Annotated in this window: 14 protein-coding genes; 10 read left to right on the top strand and 4 right to left on the bottom strand. The window is 46.4% G+C overall.

The window, feature by feature from the left end; genetic code table 11:
- Positions 1-101 precede the first annotated feature (101 nt).
- Positions 102-2,375 (bottom strand): hypothetical protein, encoded by a 2,274-nt coding sequence (locus tag SGRA_RS04020; protein WP_015691301.1) that lies wholly within the window; start codon positions 2,373-2,375, stop codon positions 102-104.
- A 305-nt stretch (positions 2,376-2,680) separates the two neighbouring features.
- Here SGRA_RS04020 and rluF point away from each other — a divergent pair, with 305 nt between their 5' ends.
- Positions 2,681-3,385, top strand: coding sequence for a 23S rRNA pseudouridine(2604) synthase RluF (rluF, locus tag SGRA_RS04010; RefSeq protein ID WP_015691299.1), 705 nt, complete (start codon positions 2,681-2,683; stop codon positions 3,383-3,385).
- Positions 3,386-3,457: 72 nt separating this feature from the next.
- On the opposite strand, the gene SGRA_RS04005 is transcribed toward rluF, so the two are convergent.
- Entirely contained in the window at positions 3,458-4,054 is a 597-nt protein-coding gene (locus tag SGRA_RS04005; protein ID WP_041329837.1) for a TetR/AcrR family transcriptional regulator, read from the bottom strand.
- 187 nt (positions 4,055-4,241) lie between these two features.
- On the opposite strand from SGRA_RS04005, the gene SGRA_RS04000 reads away from it, so the two are divergent.
- Entirely contained in the window at positions 4,242-6,296 is a 2,055-nt protein-coding gene (locus SGRA_RS04000; protein ID WP_015691297.1) for a penicillin acylase family protein, read from the top strand.
- On the opposite strand, the gene SGRA_RS03995 is transcribed toward SGRA_RS04000, so the two are convergent.
- The gene (locus tag SGRA_RS03995; protein WP_015691296.1) at positions 6,274-7,368 is read right to left on the bottom strand and encodes a hypothetical protein; all 1,095 of its coding nucleotides are present in this window, start codon (positions 7,366-7,368) and stop codon (positions 6,274-6,276) included. The two genes, SGRA_RS04000 and SGRA_RS03995, sit on opposite strands and share 23 nt — an antisense overlap.
- A 1,188-nt stretch (positions 7,369-8,556) precedes the next feature.
- Here SGRA_RS03995 and cysS point away from each other — a divergent pair.
- The 7 genes from cysS (at position 8,557) to SGRA_RS03950 (ending at position 17,675) form a co-directional block, all read left to right on the top strand.
- Positions 8,557-10,080, top strand: coding sequence for a cysteine--tRNA ligase (gene cysS, locus SGRA_RS03985; protein WP_041329836.1), 1,524 nt, complete (start codon positions 8,557-8,559; stop codon positions 10,078-10,080).
- Positions 10,081-10,367: 287 nt separating this feature from the next.
- Complete coding sequence (locus SGRA_RS03980; protein WP_015691291.1) at positions 10,368-10,937, top strand: hypothetical protein; 570 nt, start codon at positions 10,368-10,370, stop codon at positions 10,935-10,937.
- 4 nt (positions 10,938-10,941) lie between these two features.
- Entirely contained in the window at positions 10,942-11,487 is a 546-nt protein-coding gene (rfbC, locus tag SGRA_RS03975; protein WP_015691290.1) for a dTDP-4-dehydrorhamnose 3,5-epimerase, read from the top strand.
- A gap of 6 nt (positions 11,488-11,493) precedes the next feature.
- The gene (rfbD, locus tag SGRA_RS03970) at positions 11,494-12,372 is read left to right on the top strand and encodes a dTDP-4-dehydrorhamnose reductase (RefSeq protein WP_015691289.1); all 879 of its coding nucleotides are present in this window, start codon (positions 11,494-11,496) and stop codon (positions 12,370-12,372) included.
- 65 nt (positions 12,373-12,437) lie between these two features.
- Entirely contained in the window at positions 12,438-14,327 is a 1,890-nt protein-coding gene (hscA, locus tag SGRA_RS03965; RefSeq protein WP_015691288.1) for a Fe-S protein assembly chaperone HscA, read from the top strand.
- A gap of 213 nt (positions 14,328-14,540) precedes the next feature.
- Positions 14,541-15,902: an aldehyde dehydrogenase family protein gene (locus SGRA_RS03955; protein WP_015691286.1), complete on the top strand. Its 1,362-nt coding sequence runs from the start codon at positions 14,541-14,543 to the stop codon at positions 15,900-15,902.
- A 213-nt stretch (positions 15,903-16,115) separates the two neighbouring features.
- Positions 16,116-17,675, top strand: a complete 1,560-nt coding sequence (locus SGRA_RS03950; protein ID WP_015691285.1) for a hypothetical protein — start codon at positions 16,116-16,118, stop codon at positions 17,673-17,675.
- Positions 17,676-17,906: 231 nt separating this feature from the next.
- Here the strand turns inward: SGRA_RS03950 and SGRA_RS03940 are convergent, their stop codons facing one another.
- Positions 17,907-20,426, bottom strand: coding sequence for a DNA gyrase/topoisomerase IV subunit A (locus tag SGRA_RS03940; RefSeq protein WP_015691284.1), 2,520 nt, complete (start codon positions 20,424-20,426; stop codon positions 17,907-17,909).
- 275 nt (positions 20,427-20,701) lie between these two features.
- Between SGRA_RS03940 and SGRA_RS03935 the strand changes: the two genes are divergently transcribed.
- The gene (locus SGRA_RS03935) at positions 20,702-21,406 is read left to right on the top strand and encodes a peptidoglycan DD-metalloendopeptidase family protein (protein ID WP_015691283.1); all 705 of its coding nucleotides are present in this window, start codon (positions 20,702-20,704) and stop codon (positions 21,404-21,406) included.
- The last annotated feature ends 10 nt before the right edge of the window (positions 21,407-21,416 follow it).

Here is a 21,416-nt window from a genome sequence, read left to right as displayed (position 1 = left end):
TTCGCCGCCTGCAAAACCGTTTAGAAGCGGTATTGCTTCGCAATCTTTTATTAAAAGAGCCAAGCCCCAAACGGGAGTTTGGGGCTTGGAATAGCTGATTTTTATTTTTTTACTTTGGGCAGTTGTTCCCAAAAAAGGCTGGCTTTATGTTTATCATCTATCTTCAACCCATAGTTGGGTATAGGATTGAACTTAGTAGGACCTGTTAAGTGGTTTTGGAGGAGCAGGCTTTCGATTCCTTTGGGATAAGAACTTAACTTGAATTCCATTTTTGCCAAGTAATCTATTTTTATTTCTGGATTATTAATGTCAAAGGATATTGGCCCTATACTTACTGAAGAGCCAAAGTACTTGCGTATTTCTTCTAGTAGATAAAAAGGAATCTCATCCTCATCAAGCGTTGATAAAGCAGTGGTATCTATCCCTAATATAGAGAATAGGTTAATCTCGGCACGAACGCTAAATACCCAATAGCTATCCATGCTGTTTCCATTCCTTTGGCATCGAACAGCATCTGATGTTAGGCTATGAATTTTCATGTTGGCTATATTGGCCCCTCCTACAATGATAGGGCTTTTGCTCTCATCAAAACTGAGAAATGCAACTTGCCGAAGGCTGTTATCTACTCCGGGGGCTATCCCATATTCATATTTTAGCGGAAAACCAATAGTCACTTTATCAAAGTGAGCAAGTCTTTTTTCTCCTTGGAGTGAAAATGTTATTGGGATTTGGGCTAAGTTGTAAACAGCATCTATAGGCTCTAAAAGCAGTGGCTTGGGCCCCTGACAACGACTTGCTCGAATTGCTTTTTCCCATTCTTTGGCTGGCGATAAGAGCACTACTGCACTATCTGCCAATTGCTTAATCTCTTCGGCTAATAAGTTATGGAAAGGATCTACTCGTTGAAAATCTTTATCGCCCAGAAAATCATCCCAAGCTTCTGTGGCAAAATCTTTCATGTAAAGATGATCTTCCTTGGGGTCGATTTGATCCATTTTAGCTAAAAAATAGTCTTCTAAAAGCGGCATTTTTAGCCCAGTTGCTGTCGATGCTGAAAAAAGGTAGCTTAGACTAGCCTTCCATCGCTTTTTGTTTAGGCAGTAATTGCTAATATTAGGATCTTTTATACTGGGCTGTAGTTTTTCAAACCAAGCTTCGATTTTTTCTTTTAGCTGTATAATGGCAACTTCTCGGCCTACTTGGGTCCGTAGTAATCCTTTATCAAAACAACTACGGACCCAATTATTGGGGTAGAGTTCTGAGCTAACAGGATCTTTTTTAATTAACTGATGTTTCTTTACGTCATAAAATTCTTGACAAAATAGATTTTCACTAAAAATTGGAGAAAGTGTCAGGCTACTAAGAATTTTAGTGCTTAACTCCTCTATCGAGTAGTGCTTACTACTATCTAGTTGAGCAGCCAATTGTTTAATGAGTTCTGCCCGAACAAGAGGATGTCCTGTATTTAACTTTCCTAAACGTTCTACCAATTCTTTGGCAGAAATACAATATTCTAATCCACTTTCCTTTTCTAAAGGCTTTACCCCCAGATTAAAGAGTTCAAATACAAGCTCAGATTTACCTTCCTTTAAGGTTTCACGGAACTTAGCCAGTTCTTCTCGGTAAGTGGAGTCCGCTTTTTCTTTTGCCTCTTTCTCCTCCTCCTCCGTCAAAAAGTCATCTTTGGCCAGGGCTTGGTCCAAAATGCTTTCTAGTTGCTGATAGCTAATTTTCTTTAGTAAATTCTTTTCTTTGATACTAAAGGTATTGAACCAGTTCGCCTTGATTTGATCTTCTTGGTTGTATTTGTCTAAAATGGCCAAAAAGGCCGCTAGAAAGTCTTCAACATCGGTATCAATAGGAATTGCTTTAACCTCCTTATTGAGTTGTTTACTGAGTGGACCTGGAATCTGTTTGAAGAATTGAGCTAATTGCGATTGAAAAATACTCAGAGGCGTACTCTCCTTTAGTTTAGGCGATTTACCAATTCTTGATTTAAGTACTTTAGATGTCCCCTTAAAGAAGTCTGCTAATAATTTTCTGTACTGCTCCTTCGGAATCTCCTCTTCCTTAAGGGCTAAAAATAGCTGCTTCAAATTGGCCTTATCCATTTTGAGCTGCGGCTTAAAGGCTTTTAAGCCCTCTTTGGTCTTGAGCAAAGCCGCCTTCAAGCTTGGGCGATCGGGATCCTCTGCCGGAAGTTCCTGATAAAGTGAATATAGTTCTTGATATTGGGCCAAGGTTTCTTCATAAAGGGCTGTGTCTTCTTGATACTGCTGCTGTTTTGCCAAAAAAAGTTCTCGCTGGTTCATCTGTAATAGATTTAGGTGGCCAAAAAATAAACTGGATAAGAGAAAAATGGCTAATGCTTTCATCGTTTTGTTTTTGTGTTTACGTAAAGGTAGTAACTTTTAATTATAAACGCAAAGTTAGTTTGAAATTTTTATCAAAGGTTGGCCGAAGGCCATTCGGCCTAGCGATGTGGAGCAGTGCGGCGCAGCCGCAGACCCAGGCCGTCAGGCCGCAGGGCCGAGCAGACCTGCGAGCTGCGCAACGTAGCGCCGACGACCGAAGGGAGGCGGAGGCCCCAAAAGAAAAAAACTTCAAAACGGAAGTTGGCGGCTTTTCCTCCTCCTTTTCATTTTCTGCCGTATCTTAGGGCCGAAAATTAGCAACAGATATGAGTCAAGATAATAGCATTAGCCTCAATAAATATATTAGCAGCAAAGGGATTTGCTCTAGACGAGAGGCCGATCGTTGGATCGAAGAGGGCCGCTTGAAAATTAACGGGCAATTGGCCAAAAAAGGAAACCGAGTGTCGCCCGGAGATGAGGTGCTGCTAGATGGCAAAGCCCTGCCCAAAGCCCCCAAAAAACTATATATCGCCTTTCATAAGCCGGCAGGCGTAACCTGTACCACCGACCGTAGAGATCGCAGTAATATTGTCGATTTTATTGGGCATAAGGAGCGTATATTTCCTATTGGCCGCCTAGACAAGCCCTCTACGGGCCTGATTTTACTGACCAATGATGGCGATATGGTCAACCCTATTTTGCGGGTAGAAAATGGGCATGAAAAAGAATATATCGTTACGGTAGACAAGCCAATCAATCGCCGATTTCTGCAGCGTATGGCTGGGGGGCTGCCTATCTTGGGGCAAATCACAAAAAAGGCCCAAGTAGAACAACTCGGGCCAAAACGCTTTCGCATTATCTTGAAGCAAGGACTCAATCGGCAAATTCGGCGGATGTGCGAGTACCTCGGCTATGAGGTGCGTACCCTCAAAAGAGTACGGATTATGAATATTGAATTGGACCAATTGCCTAAAGGCCAATGGCGAGAACTAAGCGCCCAAGAACTCAAAAACTTAGAAAAACAACTTTAGGGTTCTTTTAGAATGCAAAGCGGCCGAGCTAGGACTCTCCTAGCTCGGCCGCAGTTCTAAAAAGGATAATACTTAAGCGGTTAGCGTTTTGCGCACCATCTTTTGCAAGTACTGACAACGGTGCATAAAGGCTTCGGGATCGCGATAAACCCCCTCATAATAAGTGAGGCCCTCATTGAGCATAATCAGGTATTCGGCCACCTGAGAAGGCGTAAAATCCCGAACAATTTTGGCTTCTATCCAACGGTCGGCTAGTTCCTCTACCACCTCTCTAAAGCGGTTGTACATCTGCTGAAAACGCTCCCGAATTAGGTCGTGCCGAGAGCTAAGGTAATAGCAAGCATAAAAGACCGAATGCTGGTCCGACATCTGCATCCAGGCATGGCCAAACAAAATATCAATGACCGTATCAAACTGTTCTTGAGGGTTCTCTTTAGAAATCACCATATTGAGAAAAGCATCCTCATAGCGCTCTAGCAGAAAATCAACCAAGCCCACCACCATATCTTCCTTTGTTTTGAAGTAGTGGATGAGCAAACTAGGGTTTACATCCATGCTCTTGGCAATCTTAGCAATCGAGCTGTTTTCAAAGCCCTCCGTTAGCATTACTTTATAGAAATGCTCGAGAATTTCCTGCTTTCTTTCTTCTGCCTTACTTTTTCTTCCCATATTTTGTAATACGCTATATTTGACCAAGGCCAAAATCATGAACTTGCCTAGGCGAAATAGTTCGCCAAAAGAGCAAGATTTATTATTTAATGAGTTCTTAGATAAGGGGCGGAGCGCAAAATAGCATAATAAGATTGTATTATAAAATCTATATACCAGTTATTCGCCTATGTTGCTTAGAAAAACGATGTTATTTTTCTTTTTAGTTTTTTCTGTTTGTCCACTATTTGCACAGCAAAAAATAGAACCCAAATCCATTGATATTGTTCGAGATAGCTTTGGTATGCCGCATATTTTTGCCCCAACAAACCCAGAGGTGGTCTATGGTTTGGCTTGGGCCAATGCCGAGGATAATTTTGAGGCTATGCAAGAGACCGTTTTGATTGCCAAAGGTTTAATGGGGCGCTATAAGGGCAAGGAAGGCGCCGCATTTGACTATTTTGTGAAGGCTCTTGACCTAGAAGGACGCTACGAGGCCCAAAAGGACCAATTGAACGATGAGTTTATGCAGCTGCTTTCCGCCTATGTCACTGCACTAAATGATTTTGCCAAAAAACAGCCCGAAAGAGTACTCTTTAAGCGAGCATTCCCTGTCACAGAAAAAGATATTCTGAAGGTCTATCTTTTATCTTTTGCGGCCCTATCGGGCCTGCCCGATGCCCTAGGCGATATTATGGAGGGCCGAGAACCTGGCGCTTTTAGCCAAGAGGCTCCCCTGGGCTCTAATGCCTATGCCATGAGCAAAAGCCGAACGGCTAGCGGCCAAACCTACCTGGCGATCAATCCGCATTTTATGCTCCAAGGTCCGCTCTCTTTTTATGAGGCCCATCTTTGCTCTGAAGAAGGCTGGAATATTACGGGGGCGCTCTTCCAGGGCGGAACTAGCGTCTTTATGGGCAATAATGAGCATCTGGGCTGGGGACATACCTTTAATTATCTGGACCTACTCGATGTCTTTGAGCTAGATATGCACCCCAAAAAGAAAAAACAGTATCGCTGGGGAGAAGGTTATAAGAAACTGCAAACGCGCCGCTTTTGGCTCAAGGTGAAGGTCGGCGCATTTGTTCTGCCGGTTAGAAGAAAAACCTATTGGTCGGAGTTTGGCCCTACCTTTAAAGCGCCTAACGGAAAGTTTTATGCCCTGCGCAGCCCGGCTCTAGATGCCCTCGCCGCTGGCCAACAGTTTTATGAAATGGGCAAGGCCAAAAATCTCCAAGAGTTTAAAGCGGCCCTAGACCAAAATGCCCTGCCGCTCTTTAATATTGTCTATGCCGATAAGGAAGATAATCTGCTTTATCTCTGTAATGGCATGATTCCTCAACGGCCCGATAGCTTTGATTATAGCGGGACCCTTTTGGGCAAAAAAGAAAATTGCTGGAACAATTACCTCTCTCTAGAAGAGAAACCCTTATTAGAAAATCCCGACTGTGGCTATCTGTTTAATACCAATAATACGCCCACAATCGCTAGCTGCGATTCGGTCCGAGAAGAGATGAAGGTCCCTTATACCGACCTTCGCCCCGGCCTGAATAATCGAGCACATCGCTTTCTGGAACTGATCGAATCCGAAATGGGCCTGCTCAATTGGGAAGATTTCAAGGCCATTAAGTTTGATCAACAACTTTCCAAGGCTTCTCCTTTCTATCAGTCTATTCAGTTTATCTATGACTTAAAGCCCGAAGATTATCCCCATCTGCGCAAACCCCTCAGAGAATTGCAAAATTGGTCCCTCTCTGCCGATGCAAAGGACCCCAGAGCGGGCTTGGTCTTGCTCACTTTCCAATATATCTTTAAGGAAAAAGGCTATGGCGATGAGGTCTTTATCTCTGGCCCAAAAATTAACACCGCCGAACTACTAGCTGGCCTAGAAAAAGCTAGCCGATACCTCTATAAACACCATAATAAGCTTTTGGTCCCTATCTCCGAGCTGGCCCGCTACCAAAGAGGAGAGCAATGGCAGCCCACTTCTGGCTTTCCCGATATGCTTAGCCCCACTTATTATGAGATGCCCAATGAAGAAGGGCAGTTGGTCCCCACTTTTGGCGATACTTATATCCATTTTGTCCGCTTCAATGAGAATGGCCCCGCCCAAATCCAAACCCTTTTGCCCTATTTCCAAAGTCCCCAGATTCAAGCGTATAAGAATCAGGTGGAGGCCCTAGAAAAACGAAGCCTCAAAACAGTAGAAATGGATAAAATTAAGGTCATGAAGTCGGCCCTTAAAATTTATCACCCCGAATAGGCCGAAGGCTGTACTCAATATCTCCTTTCCGCAAAACAATCTGATCGCCTTCGCTGAATACTAGGAAGTCGCCCTCAAATTGCTCGCTAATATCGCCTGCCGTTTGGGGGCAACATCCCTCTGCACAGGGTTTAAGGCTGAGGGTCTGCCCCTTAAAATTACAGTCTCTCTGACAACGCTCGTTTTCCCAACTAATGGCCCCCTGGCCTTCTTCAAAAGAGAAAATATGCTGCATGGCATGAACGCTCGTCATCATGCCGTTGCTATAACTTTCTAGCTCCCAACGCAAGCCCCTGAGCTTTTCGGCAGGCAAGGGTTTGGCCTCTGCTTGCAAGCCTCTCAATGGTTGGGCAATGAGTTCATAATTGGCCGAACTCAATACTAATTGGTTGTCGGCCAAGCTGTAAGTCAAGCTATCCAAACGCATGGCTTTTAACCACTCTGTCCTAGGGGCATCGCAGCAAGCTTCGGTGCAACTGCCTGTTTCTTTAGGGTAAATACGACCCTCAGCATACTCACAAGTCTGCCAACAACTATTGGCCTCCAAAAAGAAGCGATAGCCCTCGGCCTGAAAGTCTAAACGGTAGGGGAGAGGCGGCTGCCAACTATCGCCTGTGGCCTTTTCCCGGACCTCCTCAATCAACCAACTGCTCGCACTGAGCTCCAAAGGCAAACGGTTGCGACTAAAATGCCATTCGCTTTGCCCCGTTTTCACAATCAAACTATCTTTTGACTGCCGAAGGATCTCAAAATCGTTGCCTAGTAGTTCTTGCAACTCATTATCCAAGTCCGAATCACAACAAGCCATTGTGGTTACCCAACCAAGATCTTTAGGCTCGGCCCTATTGCCCGACCAACTTACTTCCGTATGGCTACTGTTCCGAGACCAAGAAAGACTCATGCCTTCTTCATAAATACGCAGGCTATTCGCCCGTTGCACCGCTATTTTTTGGCCGTCTTTCAGAACATGCTCCAAATACCAAACTCCCTGAATATCAGTAGGAGACTGCTCGCTACAAGCCGAAAATAAAGCCAGCAGCAAGGCTAGCATAAAAAAGAAGGGGGATTTCATAGACGCTAGTTTTTTATGATTCTTATGATTTTCTATTAAGATAGATGCCAATTCGTTCTGTTTGGCTGCTCAAGATAAGTTTTTTTTGGGGCCCGCGGCCAGCAAAGCTGGCCGCCGCTATGCTGCGGGGCTCACAGCTCTGTTCGGCCCTTCAGGCTCCACTTCGTTTCGCCTTCGGTCTGGCCTTCGGCCACCCCTCCGCAGCGCTGGGCCGCTCATCTTTTATTTTTTCTTTTGGCGGTCTTCTTCGGCGGATTTGGGCCCATGGGCTGCAGCCCATAGCCGATGATTGACAAAACTCCTTCTTAGTCGTCCTGAACTCTATGATATAGCTTGTTAAAGTCATTGAATACAGTCACTAAACTGTTCGGTATAGGTCCCTCTACTGTATAATAGTCGTCCTGAACTCCATGGTATAGCCTATAAAACTCTAGAATATAGGTTATGGAACTCCTTGTTTGTGCTTTTTTACTGCAAGCTAGTCCTTAGCCAACTGTAAATTAAGGTGACCAAAGGCTAGACTTGCAGTTGGTGGACTAGATTAGCGGAGTTATATAACCTCAGCTTTTCTATAATAAACCTCAAGCGTAAGTAAAGCGACCTCACCTAAGCAGTATCATAAGGTCTATTTTAGATAAAAGAACTGCAGCTAAGGACTTACTCTAGCCCCAGTTAGGGCTACTCGACCTCAAGCAAGCAGTTGTGGACCTGCTCCTTGCAGTTTTGTACCTATAGAATGCAGTTCCAGACGTCTATAAAGCAGTAGAAGAGCCCTAATTTTGGTTACTCAACCTATAGCTTGAGCTAAACAAGCGGCCTCTTCTGCTTTCTAAGCTAAAAAATGTGGTAGATAAGGACTGTTATGGGGTTCTTGGACCTAATTTATACCTTAAAGAACCCCTATTTTGGGCTTGTGCAACCTCTAGGCTTTGCCGCCTGCTATTCATCGCCTAGGGCCTTGGCCCTAGGGTTGGCCAAAGGCCAAATCGGCCTAGGGGCCTGAAAGGGGGCCGCGCAGCGGCAGACCCAGGGCGAAATGAAATGAGCCCGCAGGGCCGAGCAGACCTGCGAGCCCTGAAAGGGCCCGGCCGCCGAAGGCGGCAGGCCCCAAAAAATCAAAAACAGAAGGTTTGTAAAAGCAATTTGAAGTCTGTATCTTGCCGCCTTAACATTCGAATCAAAGCTAGTATGAACGCATTAAAAATTTACAATTCGCTAAGTCGGACCCTAGAGGAATTTACACCCATAGACCCCAATGGAAAGAAAGTTGGCCTATATGTCTGTGGACCAACTGTTTATAATGAGGTGCACTTGGGGAATTGTCGGACCTTTTTTAGCTTTGATTTGCTCTATCGCTATTTGTTGCATAAGGGCTATAAGGTCCGTTATGTGCGCAATATTACGGATGTGGGCCACCTAGAAGGGGATGTAGATACCGCCGCCGATAGCAAGATTGAGCAAAGGGCTCGCCTAGAGGAGCTAGAGCCTATGGAGATTGTGCAAAAGTATACTTACCTCTTTCATGAGGTGATGGACCAACTCAATATTTTGCCGCCTAGCATTGAGCCTACGGCGACGGGCCATATTGTGGAGCAAATCCAGATGGTCCAAGATATTATTGATAATGGCTATGGCTATGAGGTCAATGGCTCGGTTTATTTTGATACCCAAAAGCTCATTGCCGAGAATAAAGACTATGGCAAACTATCGGGTAAATTGGTAGAGGACCTAATGTCGGAAAGCCGCGATGACCTCAAAAACCAAGAGGAAAAGCGCTCGCCTTCTGATTTTGCCATCTGGGTAAAGGCCTCGCCTACGCATATTATGCGCTGGCCCTCGCCCTGGGGCGAAGGTTTTCCGGGCTGGCACCTAGAATGCTCGGCCATGAGTACCAAGTATTTGGGCAAAACCTTTGACATTCATGGGGGTGGGATGGACCTGCAATTTCCGCATCACGAAAACGAAATCGCCCAGAATTTAGGGGCCTGCAATTGCCAGCCCGTCAATTACTGGATGCACGCCAATATGCTACTGCTCAATGGCAAGAAAATGAGCAAGAGTAAGGGCAATTCGATCTTGCCCAAGGAGCTTTTTGCGGGCAGCAATCCCCTGATGAGCAAGCCTTACAGCCCCATGGTCATCCGCTTCTTTATGTTGCAGGCGCACTATCACTCTACCCTCAACATTACGGAGGATGCCCTTTTGGCCGCCGAAAAAGGCTATCAGCGTTTGATGGAAGCCCATGAGGCCCTGATGGCTTTGGAGCAAACACAGCTTTCGGACTTGGCCAAAGGTCTAGATATCAAAATCAATAAGCTTTTGGATGGCGCCTTTGCGGAGCTCGATGAGGACCTCAATACGCCCAAGGCCCTCGCTAAAATCTTTGGCTTGGTCAGTGATATTCAGAAGTTTACGAATGGCCAACAAGATTTGGGCAGCATTGCGCCCGAAACCTTGGCCCGCCTCAAAAAGGACTTTAGCGCCATCGTTTTTGATATTTTCGGTCTGCAAAAAGAAGCCCTCATCGGCCAATCAGATGAAGATAAGGCCTTGCTAGATGGCCTGATGCAAATGATTATCGAACAGCGCCAAGAGGCCAGAGCCAATAAGGACTGGGCCAAAAGCGATCAGATTCGGGATGCCCTTCAAGCACTTGGATTACAAATCAAGGACGGCAAAGAGGGCAGCAGCTGGAGCAAGATTAAGTCTTAGAAGAATTTGGGGCTGCCCCTTCCGCCGGGTTGAAACCCAGCGCAAAGCGGTATCGCTTTGCGAAGCGATACAAAATGAGGGTTAAAACCCTCATGAGTTCTCGCTCGGGTCGGGCTGTGTCAGGGCTCGCAGTTCTGCTCGGCCCTGCGCGGCTTGCAGCCGCTGGCTCTGGCCTTCGGCCACCCTTATCCATCCCTCAGCCGCGGCGCTTCGCGCCTTTGCGGCGGCTGCGCCGCCTGTCTGCTGCAAGGCCATACAAGATCTATTGGACCAAATATATATCGTCTATGCTGCTTAAGTACTTCTTATTTTCTTTGGCCCTATTGGGCAGTAGTTGGCTTTCTGCCCAGCCCTTATTGGGCAGTTGCGAATGGGAAAGCCTGGGCCAAGATGATTTTACAGGCCGAGTAGAAAAGCGTTTGCCTAGTCGCTGGTTCTTTAGCTACACCCCTACAGCGTACCGTCGGTTTTTTCTCAATGAAGATTATCTATCGGCTTCGGGCTTTCTGCGAGAAAGCGAGGGCCAACTCCTGCTAGAGCTAGAGATCCGCTTATTGGACCAAGAAGCTGATAAAAGTTTTGGTTTTTTGCCGCCCGAGGCAAAACTAGAACTGACCGCCATGGATGGCCGCAAACACAAATTGTATTCGCCTTTGGGGGCCAAACGACAAGCTGAGGGCAAAGAAAGTGTCTATCTCTGCCGCTTTCCGCTCAAGAAGAAAGACCAAAAATGGTTGCGCAAGCATGAAATTGAGTCCTTGAGTTTGCAGTGGTCGGCGGGCACACAAAATTACCCCATCTATTATCTCGATTTTTTTAAGGACCAATTAGATTGCCTCGAGCAACATAAAAAATAAGCATATGCCTTTTGTTAAAACTCCTATTGCCGACCTCCTCCTTTTTGAACCTCGGGTTTTTGAGGATGATCGCGGCTACTTTTTTGAGGCCTTTAATGCCCAAACCTTTGCCGAGGCGGGAATAGAACGCCCCTTTGTGCAAGACAATCAGGCCCGTTCGACCTATGGGGTGCTTCGGGGCTTGCATTATCAAGTCGGGGAGCAGGCGCAAGCCAAATTGGTCCGTGTGCTAGAAGGTAAGGTCCTAGATGTAGTGGTAGACCTTCGGCCCGATTCGCCCACTTATGGCGAACATTATGGGGTAGAGCTTTCGGCGGAAAACAAACGGCAGTTGTATGTTCCTCGTGGTTTTGCGCATGGCTATGTGGTTTTGAGCGAAACGGCAGAGTTCTTCTACAAATGCGACAACTTTTATCATAAGGCTAGTGAGGGCGGCATCCGCTACGATGACCCTCAATTGAATATTGATTGGCAGATTGATTTGGCGCAGGCCATCCTTTCTGAAAAGGACCTAGAATTACCTCATTTTGGCCAACATAGAAAAGCCTAAACGACTATGATTAAGAATATACTGATTACGGGGGCCGAGGGCCAATTGGGCAGCGAAATACAGGCCTTGGTCATGAATCAAAAGGCCTTGCGTCTTTTGGCGGGCGGCCAATACCATTTTACCGATCAATCTACACTGGATATCACAGATGCGGAGGCGGTATATACTTATATGCAGCAATATAAGATAGATTATTGCATCAATTGCGCAGCCTATACTGCGGTAGACAAGGCCGAGGAGCAGGAAGAATTGGCCCAGTTGGTCAATGTAGAAGGTCCCCGCAATTTGGCCAAGGCAGCAGCCGCTCTTGGGGCCAAATTGGTCCATATTTCTACCGATTATGTTTATGCGGGTATAGCTTCTGGCCCTATTCGAGAAACTGCCGCTACGGATCCGCAGGGCGTATATGGTCGCACAAAACTAGCGGGAGAGCAGGCCGTTTTGGCCGAGCTGCCCGATGCCTTGATCATTCGCACGGCTTGGGTTTATTCTTCTTTTGGACATAACTTCGTAAAAACCATGTTGCGATTGGGCCAAGAGCGCCCAAGTCTATCTGTAGTAGCCGATCAAATTGGTAGCCCCACCTTTGCGGGAGATCTGGCTGAGGCCATTCTACGGATTTTGGGCCAAGAGGAGTCGCCTTCTGGGCTCTACCATTATAGTAATGAGGGCGTAGCCAGTTGGTACGACTTTGCGCATGCCATTTTTGAGTTGGCTCAAATAGATTGTGCGTTGCAGCCCATAGATACTAAAGATTATCCCACCCCCGCAAAACGTCCCGCCTTTTCGCTCTTGCATAAAGGGAAAATCAAAAATGATTTTGCCCTAGCCATTCCCCATTGGCGAGAGAGCTTGGCCCGCATGCTAAAAACGCTGCGGTATTAAACAAAAGGAGGGCAGTTCTATTATAGAGGGAGAACGTACCCTTTAAAAAAGGAAGAAATACAACTATGGCAAAAATAGGAATCAACCTGCAATCTGGGCAGGTAGAAAAAGATAAAACCAAAAAAGGCGAGCTTATTATTGGGATTGATTTGGGGACCACCAACAGCTTGTTGGCCTACATCAATGCTGAGGGCGAAGCCGAATGTTTAAAAGAGGAATCGGCCAAGCATAGCTTGGTCCCTTCTGTCATTCATTGGCAGGAGGGGCAGCCCGTAGTGGGGCAATCGGCCAAAGAAATGTTGATCAGAGATCCAGAGAACACCATTTTCTCGGTCAAGCGGCTTTTGGGTAAATCTTATGGGGAGCTCAAAGATTATCAGGGCTTTTTTAGCTATGAGATTATTCCCAATGAGCAAGAAGACGGCCTATTGAAGGTTCGTTTGGGCAATAAGTTTTACAATCCCATTGAGCTATCGGCAGTTATTCTCAACAGCTTGAAAGAGCGGGCCGAAAAGCTATTAAAGCAACCCGTACAAAAGGCGGTGATTACCGTTCCGGCTTATTTCAATGATTCGCAGCGGCAAGCCACTCGCGATGCGGGGAAACTGGCTGGCTTAGATGTTTTGCGAATTGTCAATGAGCCCACGGCGGCTAGTTTGGCCTATGGAATAGGTTTGGACCCCGATGAGCAAAAGACCATTGCGGTTTATGATTTGGGGGGCGGCACCTTTGATGTCTCTATCTTGAGTATTGATAATGGAATCTTTGAGGTATTGGCTACGCATGGCGACACCTTTTTGGGGGGCGATGATGTAGACCGGGCCATTCTGAAGCATTGGGCCAAGGGAGCCAACTGGAGCGAGCAGCGCTTGCAGGAGGATCGGGCTTTTGCGCAGGAACTGCGCCTTTTGGCCGAAGAGGCCAAGAAAACCCTTTCTCAGGCTGATGAATTTAGTGGAGAGTTAGCGGGCCAAGTTTTGCGTTTAAACAAAGCGGAATTGGTCCAACTGACAGCAGAATTGATTCAGCGGACTATTAAGGCTTGTGAGCAGGCCCTAAAAGATGCGGAGCTGAGTCTGAGCGATATTGACGAAGTAGTCTTAGTGGGTGGATCTACTCGTATGCCCATCGTTAAAGAGGCGGTGGCCAAATTCTTTGGTCAAGCGCCCAAAGACGAGCTAAATCCCGATGAGGTGGTGGCTTTAGGGGCGGCTATACAGGCCGATGTATTGGCGGGTAACCAAAAGGACATCTTATTATTAGACGTAACCCCTTTATCCTTAGGAATAGAAACCGTAGGGGGACTGATGGACGTCATTATTCCCAGAAACTCTAAAGTACCCATGAAAGCTGGTCGTCAGTACACCACTTCTGTAGATGGGCAGATCAAGCTAAAAGTAGCGGTTTATCAAGGAGAGCGGGAATTGGTGGTCAACAACCGCAAGTTAGGGGAATTTGTATTGAAGGGAATACCGCCCATGGCGGCGGGCATGCCCAAGATAGAAATCCACTTTTTATTGAATGCGGATGGCATATTGAAGGTGCGGGCCAAGGAATTGCGTTCGGGGGTAGAGCAACTAGTAGAAATGCGTTCGCCTTATGGTATTTCTGAGGAAGAAATGGGAAGAATGCTCTTAGATTCGATCAAGAACGCCAAGGAAGATATGGCCATCAAGGCATTGATAGAGGCGAGAACCGAGGCCGAATCGGTATTATTGGCGACAGATAAATTCATAGGGCAGAACGAGGCCATTTTATCGGAGGAAGAGATTGTGGGGATGCAGAATCGGGCGGCTAGTTTGGCCCAAGCCTGCGGGGGAGAGGATAAAGACCTCATTCAGCAGCGGATGGAAGAGCTCAACCAATATGCTCGGCCGATGGCCGAGCGGGCCATGGACCAAAGTATAGCCAAGGCCGTAGCAGGAAAGAAAATAGAAGAACAAAAATTTGATTAAATAGCGCAAAGGCCTTCCGAATTGGAAGGCCTTTGCTTTGGGAGGGGGCAGGCGGCGAAGCCGCCGCAGGGGAGCGCAGCGACCGGCCTAGCGATGTGCAGGGGTGGCCGAAGGCCAGACCGAAGCGCGCAGCGCTGAAGGGCCGAGCAGGCCTGCGAGCCCCGAAACGTAGCGCCGCAGCTTTGCTGCGGAGGCCCCAAAAAAACAGAAAAGATGAATCAGTTTAGATCTAAAAATCCATATACAGGAGAGTTGTATGGAGAATATGATTTTGTGACCGCCTCGGAGTTAGCGCGGCAATTGAAGAAAGCGGAACTTGCTTTTCGGCATTGGCGGCGGCTAGCTATGGCCGATCGGCAGGCCTTATTTTTGGCTTTAGAGCAGCAGTTATTGGCGCAAAAAGAGGAATTGGCCTTAGTGGTCAGTCAGGAAATGGGCAAGCCATTGCGTCAGGCCTTGGCAGAGATCGAAAAATGTGCGTGGTTGATTCGGTACTATGTAGAATTTGGGCCGAGGATGTTGGCGCCGCATGCGGTAGATTATGCGCCGGAGAGCCGCAATATGGTCTATTATGAGCCATTGGGCATCATCTTGCAGATCATGCCTTGGAACTTTCCATTTTGGCAGGTCTTGCGTTTTTCGGTACCGACCTTATTGGCGGGCAACGTCAGTTTGCTCAAGCATGCGCCCAATGTGCCTCGTTCGGCCATGGCGATTGCTCGATTATTTGAGCAGGCGGGTTTTCCGGAGGGGGTATTTCAGAACAGTTTTGCCAATTTGGAGCAAACGGCGGCCTTAATCAAGGGGCCGGAAGTGGCTGGAGTATCCTTAACGGGTAGTCGAAGAGCGGGCTTGGCGGTAGGTGCCTTGGCTGGGGGCAGCATGAAGAAAATGGTATTAGAATTGGGCGGTTCTGATCCTTTTATTGTCTTGGAAGGGGCTGATTTGGAGGCGGCGGCCAAGGCGGGCGTACAGTCTAGATTTGGCAACAACGGGCAAACCTGCATAGCGGCCAAGCGCTTTATTGTGGAGCGTTCCTTGGCGGCAGACTTTTTAGATGCGGTGAAGGCGGAGATTGCCCAATTGCGTCAGGGCGACCCCATTTCGGATAATTTGGACCTCAGTTGCATGGCGCGAGAGGACTTGGCATTGGAGTTGGCCCAGCAGAAAGCGGATAGTTTGGCGGCTGGAGCGCAGTTATTATTGGATGGAGGAAAGGGCGCGGGCAGCTTGTTTTCTCCGGTCATTTTGGGGCAGGCGCCCAAGGGCTCGCCGGCTTATTCGGAAGAGCTATTTGGGCCGGTACTCAGCTTCTTTGAGGTGGCCGATGCAGAAGAAGCCATTCAGTTGGCCAACGACAGCATTTATGGTTTGGGCGGGGCCATTTGGACCGATGAAGAGCGGGCTTTGCAGCTTGCTCCGTCACTAGAAGTAGGGACCTTGGCCATAAATCAACTAATGAGATCGGCCCCACATACCCCTTTTGGGGGAGTGAAACAATCGGGTTTGGGACGTGAATTAGCTGCAAATGGCATAAAAGAATTTGTTAATGTCAAATCAATTCTACGCTCTTAGATGATTTGACTAAACAATTAGTTAAATTATAAATAACTGACTGCCAGTTGTTTAGTTTGTATTTAATGTAGAACTTATCTAAATAAATAAGAAATTAAGGATTTGCTAGAGAAAAAGGGGGTTGGTAAAGCCTCCTTTTTTTGTTATTTTGTAATTGCAAAATGTGACATCAAAATAAGCAATTACACTAGCCAATAACCAACTCCTTAAGAAATGAAACATATATTAGAAATAGCGAAAATTGTTACGAAGAAGAAGGTCAAGAAGATAGAGATTTTTGACGACTATTCTTTGAGCCAGAAGAGTAGTAAATTTAATGACTTTTATGAGGCTGTAGTTAATGATAAATTTGAGACAGATGAGCAGGCTGCAGAATATTTGTATGGCAGTCCTTCAACGGATGATAAATACCGACAGCTAAAGTCTAGATTCAAGAAGCGATTGCTCAATACGCTCTTCTTTTTGGATGTCAATCTTCCCTCTGCATCGGATTACAATCGGGCCTATTTTTCTTCTAATAAAGACTGGACCTTAATCAAGATTCTCTTATCGAATAAAGCCTATGGCACGGCGGCTTATTTGGCTCGTCAGTTGATGACCACGGCCCAAAAGTTTCAGTTTGCCGATGTGATTGTAAACTGTGCGCGCATTTTGCGAGAGCATTATGCTTTGCGCGATGAAAATGAGCGTTTGTATGAGGAGTATGATCAGTTGTGCAAGCAGTATCAGAATGTATTGGATGCGGAGATTCGCTCGGAGGAGTTGTATCAGCGGGTAGTTATTAACTACTACAAGCCGCATTCTAAGAATCAGGATTTGGCGGGGAGGATCAATGTATATTGTCAGGCGCTAGAGGGCTTGGCCGATCTGTATCAATCGCCAATTGTGCATTATCATCGCTATATGGTTTGGGCTTATCGCTATGAGATGTTGCAAGATTATGAGCAGATGATGGGCGTTTGCCAAGATAGCGAGCAATATGTTGCGGAGCATCCGGAGTTTTATCGAGACGATAAATTTGCCGAGATCATGATCAAAAAGTTGTCGGCTATTTTGCATATGGGCCAATATACGCCCAGCATTGCGCCGGCTTTGTATAAGCAGGCTATGAGCTTGCAAGACACCGATAGTTGGTTTCAGCTGATGGAGTTTTTCTTTTTGCTGGCGCTGCATGGCGAGCATTATGAGCAGGCCCAGCAGGTGTTTTATGAGGTAATTGGCGATGCTCGTTTTGAGCGTTTGGAGCGAGAAGATCAGGAGAAATGGAATGCCTTTGAGATTTACCTCAGTTATTTGCATCAGTTTTATCCCGTGCTAAAAAATATTGAGCCCAAGAGCAGCCGGGCCAAGCGCCGCAAGCGCTTCCGCTTGCACAAGTTTTTGAGCGACCCCCTAGAGTTTAGCAAATCGGAGCGCATGCTCAAGGTGAGCCACCTAATTGCCCAATTGCTTTTCCATCTGGAAATGTTGGATGTAGGGGCGGCTCAGGCCAAGGCCGAGTACCTGAAAGAGATTGCCAACCGCCGTTTGCGCAGAGAGGAGCATTATCGAACTATTCAGTTTATTCGCTTGCTTTATCAGCTATCTAAGGCCAATTTTGACTTTGCCCAGATTGGTATTTATCAAAAATATCTCGATCGTTTGGCGGAGGAGCCCTTCCGTTATCGCGGTATGATTGATGAGTTTGAGGTCATTAACTATAGCCATCTTTGGACCCTTTTGCTAGAGCGTTTGAGAGATTTGGAAATTAGCCAGGCTAGTCCTTTGAATTAGTCCTTTTTTGGGGGCTGCCCCTCCCTGCGGTCGGGTCGGGCTGTGTCGCAGCTCGCAGGTCTGCTCGGCCCATCGCTTTTTCGCTACGCTCAAAAGCTCGGTCTGGCCTTCGGCCACTGCTATCCATCCCTCAGCCAGGCGCTTCGCGCCTATGCGGCGGCTTTGCCGCCTGCAAAGGGCAGAAAAAAGCCCCAAGGCATTGCCTTGGGGCTTTTTGTTTATGGGCCAAAACTAGAAGAGGGCCTTTTGGTTCTCTTCATTTTCCTTTGGGCCAATCTCCTTTACATTTCTGATTTTATCATCATGCAGTTTGCTTCCTAGGGCTTTCCAGCCAGTTACATCTGCAATTTCGGCTAGTTGGGCCTCATTGGCGGTATAGCTACGGCCTTCTCTTTGTTCAAAAGCAATTTTTGGTGTAGACTGTGTGCCCGCCCAAAGCAACTTGGTCGAGCGGTGATTATTGGGCAAATACTCAAAGCGGCTATTGAGCGTACTGGTTTCAATCAGGAAGCGTTTGACATAGGTCGTTTTGCGTTCGCCATCAAAGTAAACGGCCGTAATGGGCTGTTCGGCATTCCATTTTTGGACCATCAAGAGCTCTTCGGCTTCAAAGCGGTTGCTCAGCTCATAGTTAGTCATTTCATAGCTTCCATCTTGGTAGAGGGCCAAAATGCGGTCCTCTTCTTCAAAGTCGCCCAATAATTGGCCATAACCAGAGCTATTGAGGCGGCCAGTTTCTGGCTCAAACCAAATTTGCAGTGCCCCCAAAGTAGATTCTCCCTGTCGTTTTACCTGAATTTTGCGAATAGGGTATTTGCTCAAGAGATTTCCTCTGGCCGAGCGGCCCTTAACGGCTAGTTCGGCAAAATCATACTCAAAATCTTTCTTTTTGGCCTTACAAGCCTGACTAAGCTGAACATGCAAAAGTTCGGCTTCTCCGTTGGGATTGGCTGAAAAATGCAAGACTTTGGCTTTTTCTACCTTATTGGCAATAGGGTATTTTCTATCTCGAGTAATGGCCGTTACGGCAAAGCGCTTCACATAATTGGCCCCTTTATCAAGGTCGGCATAAACCACATTATAAATCATGCGTTCATCGCCTTTGCGCCAAATGGCCAAATGCAAGGGGTTTTTCCCAATAAAGACCTTTTCGGCAATCTTTACTACGCTATAGGTCCCATCTTTATGAAAGACAATCACATCGTCTAAGTCAGAGCATTCCTCAACAAACTCATCTTTCTTGAGGCCATAACCCATAAATCCTTCCTTGCGATTGACATATAATTTGGCATTATTCACCACCACCTCAACGGCATCAATCGTATCAAAGGTCATGATTTTGGTCTTGCGCTCTTTCTCTTTGCCAAAGTCTTTTAGCAAGCGCTTGAAATAGGCAATGGCATAATCCACCAAATTGGCCAAATCATGTCGAACATCGGCCAGTTCGTCCTCTAGTTTTTTGAGGTATTCATCGGCCTGAAACTTATTGTACTTAGAAATTCGCTTGATCTTAATTTCGGTCAGGCGGATAATATCTTCTTGAGTGATTGGGCGCCAGAGCTGTTTGGCAAAGGGCTGCATGGCCTTATCAATCGTCTCGAGCACTTCTTCCCAGCTTTCACAATCCTCAATCAATTGATAGATGCGATTTTCAATAAAGATCTTCTCCAAAGAGGCCAGATGCCATTTGTCAAGTAGTTCTTGCTCCCGAATTTTCAACTCCCACTCCAGCAAATCCTTGGTTTGGCCAGTGGCAATTTCTAAGAGTTCATCAACGGTAACAAAAATGGGCTTATCCCCTTGAATCACGCAGGCATTTGGCGAAATAGAGAGCTCACAATCCGTAAAGGCATAGAGCGCATCCATGGTAATTTCGGGCGAGCTATTAGTAGGCAGCTCTACCAAGATCTCTACATCCTTGGCGGTATTATCTACCACCTTTTTAATCTTAATTTTGTGCTTGTTATTGGCCTTAATAATACTATCGATCAAGCTAGAAGTAGTACAACCATAAGGAATCTGGCGAATCGCCAAAGTCTTGCGGTCCACAATTTCTATTTCAGCACGCAGGCGAATTTTCCCCCCTCTTTTCCCGCCATTATAATTAGAGGCATCCATCATGCCGCCAGTGGGAAAATCGGGTAGGATTTGGGTCTTTTTTCCACGCAAAATAGCAATAGAGCCCTTAATCAACTCTACAAAGTTATGCGGCAGAATCTTAGTCGATAAACCCACGGCAATCCCCTCTACTCCTTGGGCCAACAAAAGAGGAAACTTAACGGGCAGATGAATAGGCTCTTTTTTTCGCCCATCATAAGCCAATTGGTAATTGGTGGTTTTGGGGTTAAAGACCACTGTTTTGGCAAACTTAGACAAACGGGCCTCAATATAACGAGGGGCCGCAGCCCGGTCTCCAGTGCGAACATCACCCCAGTTTCCCTGACAGTCAATCAAAAGGTCTTTTTGGCCCAAATTGACCAAGGCATCGCCAATAGCAGCATCTCCATGAGGGTGGTACTGCATCGTCTGACCAATGATATTAGCCACCTTATGAAAGCGGCCATCATCCATGCTGTGCATAGCATGCAAAATTCGTCTTTGTACAGGCTTAAACCCATCTTCTACCGCAGGCACCGCCCGCTCTAAAATGACATAAGAGGCGTAGTCCAAAAAATAATCTTTGTACATCTCGCCCAATTGGTTGCGCTGAGGCTTTTTCTCCTGTACCTCCTGTTCTATTTCTTCTGACATATTGTTTTATTTTCCAATAGGGGCCAAATATACGCTTAATGTTTGGTTTTTGCGAAGCTTTAGCCCATCCTTAGGGCTATTTTACAACTTTTTGTTTTTAGTTGCAAACTTTTGTTGCCCTTCTTTTAAATTCTACTCCCAAAGGCCAGCCGGCCGTACCAGCTCCTTAGTAGGGAAATGCCCAAAATGAAAAATAAAATTTGTTTGTTTACCTAAAAGTAGTAACTTTGACTTAAACGTAAATATATATCTAATAACCAATTGAATAAAAGAAGATGGCAAGAAAAATAGATGATTTTTTGGCTTGGGTCGGGCCCAAGAAAGGAACCTTTGGCAATGTGATGAATTTTGTGGGGGGCAGAGAATATGTGGTGGCCCTAGATTTATCAGAGACAAACCCCAGATCCGAGGAGTTCAAGACCCCCAAGGGGCTATATTATTATATTCAGGAGTGTATGGACCTCAGTTCGACTTTTGTGGGAATTGGAGGCTACCTAGAACGCCGCAATTTGTACCGAGATAAACCCTTGTTTAATCCACAAAAAGACCCCCTAGATGAACGCTGTATCCATTTGGGAATAGATATTTGGACCAGAGAAGGACGGAGCGTTCGCACTCCCCTCAGAGCCAAGGTGCACAGCTTAGGTTATCATGAGGAGGAAGGAAATTATGGGGGAGTCATTATTTTGGAACACCGCCCCTTTAATTGCCCTAAATTTTATACTTTGTATGGCCATTTGTCTAAGGCCTCTGTAGAAGCCCTAGAAGTGGGCCAAATGATCGACCGCTCGACTATTATTGGAACCTTGGGTAGTACGGAGGAAAATGGCGGCTGGCGCCCTCATTTGCATTTTCAAATTATTATGGACCTGCAAGGACATCAGGGCGATTATCCTGGCGTTTGCTCGCCTCGAGAATTAGCAGAAATGAAGGCCAATTGCCCCAACCCCAATTTGATTCTGGATAGCCCGCTGCTTTAACTTTGTCATT

The sequence above is a fragment of the Saprospira grandis str. Lewin genome, assembly GCF_000250635.1.
Lineage (GTDB): Bacteria > Bacteroidota > Bacteroidia > Chitinophagales > Saprospiraceae > Saprospira > Saprospira grandis.
This window is presented reverse-complemented; position numbering and strand designations above follow the sequence as displayed.